6 protein-coding genes and 1 riboswitch are annotated in these 10,785 nt (G+C 68.9%); all 6 genes read right to left on the minus strand.

The window, feature by feature from the left end; translation table 11 throughout:
* Nucleotides 1-34 precede the first annotated feature (34 nt).
* Nucleotides 35-898: a DUF559 domain-containing protein gene (locus Q0W90_RS19930; RefSeq protein WP_297701321.1), complete on the minus strand. Its 864-nt coding sequence runs from the start codon at nt 896-898 to the stop codon at nt 35-37.
* A gap of 94 nt (nt 899-992) precedes the next feature.
* Nucleotides 993-4,154 carry an isoleucine--tRNA ligase gene (gene ileS / locus Q0W90_RS19935; protein ID WP_297776128.1) on the minus strand — a complete coding sequence of 1,054 codons (3,162 nt, stop codon included), beginning with the start codon at nt 4,152-4,154 and terminating at the stop codon, nt 993-995.
* Between the two features lie 283 nt (nt 4,155-4,437).
* Nucleotides 4,438-4,698, minus strand: a complete 261-nt coding sequence (locus Q0W90_RS19940; protein WP_297600204.1) for an Rv1535 family protein — start codon at nt 4,696-4,698, stop codon at nt 4,438-4,440.
* A 285-nt stretch (nt 4,699-4,983) separates the two neighbouring features.
* Nucleotides 4,984-5,167, minus strand: a riboswitch (M-box (ykoK) riboswitch).
* A gap of 93 nt (nt 5,168-5,260) precedes the next feature.
* Complete coding sequence (locus Q0W90_RS19945) at nt 5,261-6,385, minus strand: nitronate monooxygenase family protein (protein WP_297776132.1); 1,125 nt, start codon at nt 6,383-6,385, stop codon at nt 5,261-5,263.
* Between the two features lie 74 nt (nt 6,386-6,459).
* Nucleotides 6,460-7,029, minus strand: coding sequence for a carboxymuconolactone decarboxylase family protein (locus tag Q0W90_RS19950; protein WP_297776135.1), 570 nt, complete (start codon nt 7,027-7,029; stop codon nt 6,460-6,462).
* A gap of 121 nt (nt 7,030-7,150) precedes the next feature.
* A partial coding sequence (locus Q0W90_RS19955) for a non-ribosomal peptide synthetase (RefSeq protein ID WP_297776138.1) occupies nt 7,151-10,785 on the minus strand: 3,635 nt, incomplete at its 5' end.

Raw genomic sequence — 10,785 nt, forward strand, 5'->3', positions numbered from 1 at the left:
CTCGAGAAACGCGTCGCCAGTTACAGTCTCGCGGTCAGCACGGGCAGCCCCTCGCGCGCAGGGCGCTCCGAGCCCGAGCTACGACGACGTCGGGCCGATGACGCAGCAGGTCGGCGCCGACCCGGACCAGGCGCCATCCCCGCCGCTCCAGTTCAGCGGTGCGCTCGATGTCGTTGGCGCGAACGCGCGAATCCGTCCAGTGTTGGGCGCCGTCGTATTCCACCCCGACGAGCCACTCTTCCCAGCCCATGTCGATCCTGGCCAGCACCGCGCCCCAGACGTTGCGCACGACGATCTGTGTCTGCGGCCTGGGCAGACCTCCGCGCATCAGCACGAGCCTGCTGCGGGTCTCCTGCGGCGACTCCGCCCCCGCGTCGATGAGCGGCAGCGCTCGGCGCAGCTGCTTCATGCCGCGGGCACCGCGGTGCGTATTGAGCAGCGGGTACACGTCTTTGGCCGCGACACCCGTAGCGCGGGCCAGAGCATCGATCCGGATCACCGCGCCTGTCAACCCCGCCGGTCGGCGACCCACGTCGAACGCGGTGCGGGCGGGCGATGTTACCGGCACGCCGTCGACCGCGGTCACCTCCTCGGGCCGCAGCACGTCGTTGCGAGTGATGATCAGCGACGGGGGGCGCGTGCGGTCAAACACCAATTCGGCAGGCGAGTGGGGATCGATCCACTCAGCGCCGAGCAGCGCCGCCGCGGAGTTACCGGCCACCACGGCTTCTTTCCCGGACCACAGCCACGCGGCGATCGCGCGATCGCGGGCAGTGAGCTCGCTGCCGCGCCGGCGGTACACGTTGCGGTAGATCCGCGTGCAGGAGCGTCGGAGCTCACGTTGCGTCCACGCTCCCGCGCGGACGGCTTCAGTGCCGACGAAGGGTTCTGCACTCACGACCGCAGGGTGCCACGCCCCCCTGACACGCCGCGAGGCTGTAACTAGCGACAGCTCTTCTCGCGAAATGCGTCACGGAATACAGTTTCGCGGGTCAGGCCTTGGCGATGCTCACGCGGACGCCGTCGCCGATAGCGACGGCGTCCGGTGCCGGCTCGGCGAACTGGAAACTCGTAGCGAGGATCTCCCCCGCAATCAGGTCACGGTGCGTCTGCGCCCACTCGGCGCGCTCGGCCGGCACCGACATGGCCACCGAGATCCGGTCGGACACGTCGAGGCCCGTCGACTTGCGCAATTCCTGCAGTTCGCGGATCCGGTCCTTGGCCCAGCCCTCGGCCTCCAGCTCCGGGGTTACGGTGCCGTCCAGCACCACCAAACCCGCCCCGTCGGGCAGGGCCGCGGTGAATTCCGGGTCGGCGGCGACCAGCCGCGAGGTGTACTCCTCGGGTTGCAGGACCGCGGGACCGGCGGTCAGCGTGCCGTCTTCATTGACGACGCCCTGCCCCGCCTTGACGGCCTTGATCGCGGCCTGCACGTCCTTGCCCAGCCGCGGGCCGGCCACCCGCGCGTTGACGGTGAGCTCGAAGGAGCCGTAAACGTTTATCGCATCGGTCAGCTCCACGTTCTTGACGTTGAGCTCATCGGCGATCAGGTCGACGAACGGCTGCAGAAGCAGCGGATTCTCCACCGCCACAGTGAGTTTCGGCAGCGGCAGCCGCACCCGCAGCTTCTTGGCCTTCCGCAGCGACGACGCGGCCGAGCACACCTCGCGGACCTGATCCATCGCGGCGACCAGGTCGGGGTCGGCCGGCACGTCGCCCGCCTGCGGCCAATCGGTCAGGTGCACCGAGCGCCCGCCGGTCAGGCCGCGCCAGACGATCTCGGTCACCGACGGAAGCAGCGGCGCGGCCAGCCGCGCGGTCACCTCCAGCACGGTGTGCAGGGTGTCGATCGCGTCGGCATCTTCTTCCCAGAACCGCGAACGCGATCGTCGCACATACCAATTCGTCAATGCCTCGGTGAATTGGCGCAGCCGTTCGCAGGCCCGCGAAATGTCACAGCTGTCCATCTCGGCGGTCAGGTCGTCGCGCAGTTCGGCGAGCTTGGCCAGGATGTAGCGATCCAGCACCTGGGTCGAATCGGTGCGCCAGGTACCCACTTTCGGCGCGTACAGGACCAGGAAGCTGTAGGCGTTCCAGAACGGCAGCAGCACCTGGCGCACACCCTCGCGGATGCCCTGCTCGGTGACGATGAGATTGCCACCGCGCAGGATCGGCGAGGCCATCAGGAACCAGCGCATGGCATCGGAGCCGTCGCGGTCGAACACCTCGGACACGTCGGGATAGTTGCGCAGCGACTTGCTCATCTTCTGGCCGTCGGAGCCCAGCACGATGCCGTGGGCCACACAGGTTTTGAAGGCGGGGCGGTCGAACAGCGCGGTGGCCAGCACGTGCAGCGTGTAGAACCAGCCGCGGGTCTGCCCGATGTACTCGACGATGAAGTCGCCCGGATAGTGGCCGCCGACCTGCTTGTCAGGGTCGGCGCTTTGGACGCCGTCGAACCATTCCTTACTTTCGAACGGGTAGTGCACCTGGGCGTACGGCATGGACCCGGAGTCGAACCACACGTCGAGCACGTCGGGGATGCGCCGCATCGTGCTGCGACCGGTGGGGTCGTCGGGGTTGGGCCGGGTCAGCTCGTCGATGTAGGGGCGGTGCAGGTTGGTGGGCCGCACGCCGAAGTCGCGCTCCAGCTCGTCGAGGCTGCCGTAGACATCGATGCGCGGGTAGGCCGGGTCGTCGGACTTCCACACCGGAATCGGGGTGCCCCAGTACCGGTTTCGGGAGATCGACCAATCGCGGGCACCCTGCAACCACTTGCCGAACTGGCCGTCCTTGACGTGCTCGGGGTACCAGGTGATCTGCTGGTTGAGTTCCACCATGCGGTCCCGGAATTCGGTGACCGCGACGAACCACGACGACACCGCCCGATAGATCAGCGGATTGCGGCACCGCCAGCAGTGTGGGTACGGGTGCTCGTAGGTTTCGTGGCGCAGCAACACCGCCCCGTTGGCCGCGGCGGGACCGCTGCCGTTCTTCAGGTCACGGACGATGTGCGGGTTGGCGTCAAAGACGTGCTGCCCCTGGTAATCCGGGACTTGTGCATCGAAGCGTCCCTTGGAGTCAACCGGGGTGACCGGGGCGATGCCGGCGGCGTCCGCGACAGCCATGTCGTCCTCGCCGTAGGCGGGCGCCATGTGCACGATGCCGGTGCCGTCCTCGGTGGTGACGAACTCACCCGGCAGCACCTGAAATGCGTTGGGGGCGTCACCGGGATCGTAGAAATACGGGAAGGGCGGCAGATAGCGCGTGCCGAGTAGGTCGGACCCGCGGTGGGTGGCCAGGATCTCGGGCTCTTCTCCCAGCTCGCGGGCGTAGGCGGCCAGCCGCGGCTGCGCCAGCACGAAGCGACGATCGCCGGAGCGCACCTCGACGTACGTCACGTCGGGGTTGACGGCGACGGCGAGGTTGGACGGCAGGGTCCACGGCGTCGTCGTCCACACCAACAAGTAGGCGCCATCCAGGTCGCCGCCGATGACTTTGAATCCCACCGTGAGCGCGGGGTCCTGGCGGCTTCGGTACACGTCGTCGTCCATCCGCAATTCGTGGTTGGACAGCGGGGTTTCGTCGCGCCAGCAATAGGGCAAGACCCGGTAGCCCTCGTAGGCCAGGCCCTTGTCCCAGAGCTGTTGGAACGCCCAGATCACCGACTCCATGTAGGGCAGGTCCAGCGTCTTGTAGTCGTTGTCGAAATCGACCCAGCGCGCCTGGCGGGTGACGTAGGCCCGCCACTCGTCGGTGTAGCGCAGCACCGATGCGCGGCAGGCGTCGTTGAAGGCGGCGATGCCCATGTCGTCGATCTGCGATTTGTCGGTGATGCCCAGCTGGCGCTCGACCTCGAGTTCGGCCGGCAGGCCATGCGTGTCCCAGCCGAACCGGCGCTCCACCTTGTAGCCGCGCATCGTGCGGTAGCGCGGGACGATGTCTTTGACGTAGCCGGTGAGTAGGTGCCCATAGTGCGGCAGGCCGTTGGCGAACGGCGGCCCGTCGTAGAACACGTATTCCGACGAGCCGTCGCGGCGGGCGATGCTGGCGCGGAAGGTGTCGTCGCGGGCCCAGTAGTCGAGCACCTCGACCTCGAGCGCCGGGAAGTCGGGTGCCCCGCCGGCCAGCTTGGGGTAAGTGTGCTCGGTCAAGCGTCGTCTCCTGTGCCGGTCTCAGGCCTGGGGACGACGACGCGCTGGCTGCGCGAGCGCCGCGGTACCACCCCGCTTGCCGCGCGTGCGCACGGCCGCTCGTTGAACAGGCTGTGACGGGCCTACCCGTTCGGTTCTACTGAGCCGGTGCTGGCCAAGCCAGGCCGGCGGTTCTTCCGAAGGCTCCCCGGTGATGGCCGGATCGACGCCGCTAAATCCTACCGCGAGACGGTCACCGCCGACGCAGACGCCCGTCGGCAGTTGCCGTCTCGCGGTCGGAATGTCAGGCGCGGACTTCGAGCACACCCACCCGCCACAGCGCCGCGTACACGTGACGCAGCGGGATGCTCAGCAACCGGCAGGCCCCGTTGATCAGCGGGTCGCCGCCCGGCCCGAACAGCGGGTAGTCAGTGCGGCGCGCCTCGGGCACGGGCTCGGGCACGGGAATCTGGATCGGAGCGTCGATCGTGTCCGTGTCGCGCACCACCCTCAGCGTGCGGGCGGGCGCTGCGGTGACGACTTCGTCGTAGAGGGCTGCGGTCATGATCGCCTCCTAGAGGGGAATTCCAACGGGGAATGAAAGGACTGACGTGTCCCGTCCCGGGTCGGTTCCGATCTCAGAACGCTTGGCCGATAAGCACTTAGCGTGTGCGACGACTCAGCCGAGAACGTCGCGCCGGAGAACGGATCGGGACGAAACGGGGTTCGGACTTCGATCCGGACTATCGCTAGAACTCATGTGTCCCTCACCTCCTCGCGGTCACGACGCATGCGCGGTCGCATGCGATCTAGGCGCAGCAAAAGGAGCAGAACCCGACGATCGTCGGAGGCCGCACCCCTCTCGTCAGAGCTTCGGCACCACACGACGTGTCCTGGCCTGGAAATAATCCGAGCCGGAAGCCACCTGGGCTCAACCCTTAAGCCGGGAGGAGCTGTCCTGACCCGGGGCGTCTTTCGACGTTCGGGGTCAGTGGCCTGTATTCGTGTAGACGCCTCACCTAACGAGGTGCTTACCCGACCGATCATGCACGAGCGATCTGACGCGGTCAAATCCCGCGATGGCGTGTCCCCGATTCGTTATCCACCGTCCCCCAAACGACCCCGGATCAGCTTTCGACCAGGCCCTCGAGCCGGCCGATCGTGTCGATGAACTCATCGACCATGTCCAGCACCACCGAGCGCGTCGGGCGGACCCGGTCGAGCGAGCCCACCACCTGTCCGACGAAGTACGTCGCCAGCTCACGCGCCTTGGCGCCGTCGTGGGCGGCGGCGGAGTTGATGCGCACCTGCGGCTCGGTGATCAGCGCGGTCTGCAACGGCATGCCCAGCGGGTCCGGGTTTTCCGGCCGCTCCCACTCCTCGGTCCAGGCGGTGCGCAGCATCCGCGCCGGCTTGCCCGTCAGCGAGCGCGACCGCACCGTGTCGGAGGACGTGGCGGCCAGGAACTTCTCCTTGACCACGGGCACCGTCTCGGCTTCCTCGGTGGTCAGCCAGACCGACCCGCACCACACGCCCTCGGCGCCCAACGCCAGGGCCGCCGCGACCTGGCGACCGCGGGCGATGCCGCCAGCGGCGAGCACCGGAATGGGGTCCACGGCATCTACTACTTCGGGAACCAGCACCATGGTCGCCACGTCGCCGGTGTGGCCGCCCGCCTCGGTGCCCTGCGCGACGATCAGGTCGACACCGGCCGCGGCGTGCCGCTGCGCGTGGCGGGTGGTGCCGGCCAGCGCGGCCACCAGCACGTCGTCGTCGTGGGCGCGTTCGACGAGATCCGCCGGGGGCGGGCCGAGCGCGCTGGCGATCAGCCGGATGTTGTGCGCGAAGGCCACGTCGAGCAGCGGCTCGTAACTCTTCGGCGAAATGTTCAGGCCGCCGAAGGACGGGCGGGCGTCCCCGGCGGGCGCCGTCACCCCGTAGCGCGCCAGCAGGTCGTCGACGAACGCGCGGTGCTCGTCGGGCAACAGCGTCCGGGCCTGGTTGGCGTCGATCCCGCCTTGCTCGGCGCCCACGTATTTGGGTGGCAGCAGCAGGTCGACCCCGTAGGGCTTGCCCCCGGTCTGCTCCTCGATCCAGGTCAGTTCGCTGCGCAGTCGCCCCGGACTGTGCGCGGTGGCGCCCAGGATGCCGAATCCGCCCGCGTTGGTCACCGCGGCCACCACATCGCGGCAATGGCTGAAAGCGCAGATCGGGAATTCGACACCGAGCATCTCGGCGACCCTGGTTCTCATTGCCCGACGCTAAGAGTTATCGATTGATAAGTCAATCGGTTACGGCCCTGAGTAATTCACGCCGGAGCGTCGCGCTAAGAGTCGGGCGGTCGGCCGTCCGGAGGCCAGCTCGACACACCCTCCTCCAGCGGCACCTCGAGGCTTTGCAGGATGGACGCGACCATGCGCCACGCGCCGATGGCCGTGACCAGCTCTACGAGAGTCATTGTGTCACCGTTGAATTCGCGCTCGCATACCGACCAACTCGCGGCGCTGACCGCGCCGTCGCGCACCACGTCGTCGGTGGCCGCGAGCACGGCCCGCTCGGCGGGCCCAAACCCGGCGTGGTTCCGCCAATCTCGTACGCCGAGCAGATCATCGCGCGGGATGCCGAGCCGCGAGGCGACGCGCCAATGCTGTGTCCATTCGTAGTCGCAGGCGGTGAGCCAGCCGATCCGCATGATCGCCAACTCGCGCAGCCGCGCGTCGAGGGCGCCGTGCCAGAGCATGGTGGCGAGCAGGTCGTTGATGGCGCGCGCCAGCGGCGGATGGTTGAGCAACACCTGGAAGATGCTCAGTTCGGCCATGTAGTTGGGGACGGCCGCTTCGTCGGCGGCGGCTTTGGCCTCGTCCAGTGGCAGTTTGGGCAGGCGCGCTGTTGTCATCGGATGAGCACTCCTCTGTGCGGCGGGACCGTCGCGTTCTACCGGTCATGGTAGTCAGCGGGACCCCAGACGACGACGGCTTCGGCCGACCCGAGCGAAAGCCGCTACCGGCCAATGTATTTCAGAGCAGTCCGAGCAGCTGCAGGTCGGTCACGTATTTGACGATCACCGGCGCGCTGATATGCGGGATGTCGTTGTCGGGGCCGATTTTGGCCTCCTGCACCGCGGCGCGGAACCGCTCCGTCGGCCCCAGGCAGCCGCGGGCCGGGTCCGCCGGCGGCACATACTGTGCGTTGCGCAACTGCAACAGCTGCAGCACCGACTGGTGGCGCTGTCGTTCCGGCAGCGCGTGCAGCGCGGCCTCCATCCGGTGCAGCCACTCCGCGAAGTCGTCGACCCGCTCGATCGGATAACCGGCCTCGATGATCCAGTCGACGTACTCGTCGAGCCCGATGCCGTCGTCGTGCGGGTTCATCACGTGATAGGTCTCAAACCCCGCGGCGGAATCGCGGCCCACCTGGGCGCCCAGCGTGGTGATCGCTTCGGCGACGAACTCGACCGGCAGGGCGTCGAAGTGGGCGTGTTGGCGGTTGCCGTGGGCGTCGAGCCGGTAAAACGAGCCGGGCGCGACACCGCTGGCCACGACGCTGAGCAGCAACCGGGTGAACATGTCCGACAGGTTGAGCTGGCCCGCGTACGTGGTGTCAGCCAGGATCATGTCGCAGCGGAACACCCCGACCGGCAACGCGCACAGGTCGTGGGCCTCCCGCAGCAGCACCTCGCCGGCCCACTTGCTGTTGCCGTAGCCGTTGCCGTAGCTGCCGTCGATCGTGCGGATCGGGCCGGCTACCCGGACGTCGGCGTCCTCGGTGAAGGCCCCCGGCTCGATCTGGTCGCCCACGTTGGCCGTCGACACATACGTGTACGGCTTGAGTGTGGTGGTGAGCGCCAGCCGGATCAGCTCGGCGGTGCCCGCGACGTTGGGGGCGAACAGTTCGCTGTAGGACAGCACCCCGTTGACCACGGCGGCGGAGTCGACGATCAGGTCGACGGTGTCGGCCAGCCGCTGCCAGGTCGGTTCGTCCAGGCCGAGGTTGGCGCGGCCCTTGTCGCCGGCGATGACCTCGAGGTGGTCGGCGGCCAGTTCGTGGAAATACCGCAGCAGGGCGGGATCGCCTGCAAAACCGGGGGGGTCGAAGGTCCGCTCGAGCCGGCGCCGCGCATCCTCATCCGAGGCGGCCCGCACCAGGCAGATCAGCTTTCCGTCGGCCAGTTCCAGCCGTTCCAGCCACTGCAGCACCAGGTAACGGCCGAGGAAGCCGGTGGCCCCCGTGAGCAGGACCGTGCGGACCTCGGCGCTCGGGCCCGGCAACGCCGGCGCGGCGGCCAGCGTCGGGGCGTCGATGAACTTGTCCAGCGTGAGGTCGCAGGCGTAGACCTCGGTGGCGTCGCGGCCGTGCACGGACGCGAAGTCGGCCCCAAGCCCTTCCGCCGCGTCCGGATCCCGGTTGAGCTGCTGGCTCAGGCTGCGCACCGACGGCGCCTCGAAGACGGCGCGGACGGGCAGGTGGACATCGAGGGCGTTGTAGATCGCGGCGACCAGGCGCATGGCCGACAGGGAATCCCCGCCCAGGTCGAAGAACGACTCGGAGACCCCGACCCGCGGCAGGCCCAGAACCTGGGCGTAGAGCCAGGCCAGGATCTCCTCGACCGCGGTGGCCGGAGCGAGGTAGTCGTCGCCGCCCTGGTAGTCGGGGGCGGGCAGGGCGCGGATGTCGAGCTTGCCGCCGGGCGTCAACGGCAGCGCGTCCAACACCGCCACCGCGGCCGGCACCATGTAGCCGGGCAGGCGGTCGGCCAGCAGGGTGCGGACCTCGGGCGGGGTGGCCGTTCCGGTGATGTAGCCGACCAGCCGCTTGTCTCCCGGGCGGTCCTCGCGCGCGATCACCACCGCCTGCTCCACCCCGTCGAGGGCGGCCAGCGCGGCCTGGATTTCGCCGAGTTCGATGCGATACCCGCGGATCTTGACCTGCTCGTCGGCCCGCCCGACATAGCGCAGCTGGCCGTCGGAACCCCACCACGCCAGGTCCCCGGTGCGATACATCCGCGCCCCGGTGCCGCTGGAGCCACTGAACGGGCACGCCACAAACCGCGACGCGCTCAGGCCGGGCCGGCCCACGTAGCCGGTCGACACGCCACCGCCGGCCACATACAACTCGCCGACCACGCCCGCGGGCACCGGCCGCAGGCATCCGTCGAGCACGAACAACGCGGCCCCGGACACCGGCGAGCCGATCGGCGGCACGTCGGGTCCCGGGGTGAGCGGCGCGCTGACGGCCGCGACGATCGTGATCTCCGTGGGGCCGTAGACGTTGACCATCACCCGTCCGGACGCCCACCGCTCGACCACTTCGACCGGGCACGCTTCACCCGCGACGGCCAACACCGCGGAGTCCAGGCCCTCCGGTGAGAGCATCCCCGCCTCGGACGGTGTTTGGGTGAGCATGTCGACCTGTTCCGCAACGAGCAAGGCGTGCAGGTCTTTCGGGGAGCGCACCACGCCGTCGGGCACGACCAGCACCCGGCCGCCGTGCAGCAGCGCACCGAAGATCTCCCACACCGAAAAGTCGAAAGCCAGGGAATGGCAGTGGCTCCACACCTTGCCCGGCGCGGCGGGCAAACCCGCGGCGCCCAGGGAGGCGAACAGCTGGGTGGCGTTGTGGTGAGTGACCGCCACTCCCTTGGGAACTCCCGTGGTGCCCGAGGTGTAGATCGTGTAGGCGATGTGGTGCGGCGCCGGCGCCGGCAACGCCGTGGCGGGCCGGGTCTGGATCGACGGGTCATCGATGTCGATGGCCAGCAGTCCCGAATCGCCGAGGCGCGAACGCAATTCGGCGGTGGTGAGCACCGCCGCCGGCGCGGCATCGCCGAGCATGAAATCGATCCGGATCGCCGGCAGGCCCGGGTCGATCGGCACGTAGGCGGCCCCGGTTTTGAGCACGGCCAGGATCGCGACGACGGCCCGCGCCGAGCGCTCCATCAGCACCGCCACGCAGTGCCCCGGGCCGGCTCCGTGGCCAATTAGCATGTGTGCCAACCTGTTTGCGGACTCGTCGAGTTCGCGGTAGGTCCACGAATCCGCCCCGTCGGTGATGGCCACGGCCCGCGGGGCACGCGCGACGTGGCCGGCGAACACCTCGGGGATCGACACGGGCGGGCGTGACGGGCCGTCCAGCACCGCCCGGTTACCGATCGCGTCGAGGCGGGCGCGCTCGTCGGCGCCGAGCACGTCGATCGACGACAGCCGCCGGGCGGGGTCGGCGGTCATGGCCATCAGTACCCGATGCAGCCGGATGATCAGCGCTTCGATGGTGGCGGTGTCGAACACGTCGGTGCGGAACTCCACGGCCCCGCCGATCCCTTCGGGCCGGCCGTCGCCGCTCCAGCGTTCGGCCAGCGACCACGCGAGATCCATGCGGGCGGTGCGCGTGTCGACCGGCAGCGGGGTGACACGCACGTCGCCGAGGCTCAGGTCGGCGGGTTCGGTGTTCTGCCAGGCCAGCATGACCTGTACCAGCGGATGGTGCGCGAGGCTACGGGTCGGGTTGAGCCGTTCCACCAGCACCTCGAACGGCACGTCCTGATGCTCGTAGGCGGCCAGGCTGCGCGCGCGCACGTGCGCCAAGACCTCGCCGATGGTGGGATCCCCGGCCAGGTCGACGCGCAGCACCAGCGTGTTGACGAAGAAGCCCACGA

Origin of the sequence: Mycobacterium sp., from assembly GCF_025933915.1 — a bacterium.
GTDB lineage: Bacteria > Actinomycetota > Actinomycetes > Mycobacteriales > Mycobacteriaceae > Mycobacterium.

Excerpts from the sequence above, each read along its gene's own strand:
- Q0W90_RS19940 (WP_297600204.1), bottom strand. The coding sequence starts at position 4,698 with ATGACCGCAGCCCTCTACGACGAAGTCGTCACCGCAGCGCCCGCCCGC.
- Q0W90_RS19950 (WP_297776135.1), bottom strand. The coding sequence starts at position 7,029 with ATGACAACAGCGCGCCTGCCCAAACTGCCACTGGACGAGGCCAAAGCC.
- Q0W90_RS19945 (WP_297776132.1), bottom strand. The coding sequence starts at position 6,385 with ATGAGAACCAGGGTCGCCGAGATGCTCGGTGTCGAATTCCCGATCTGC.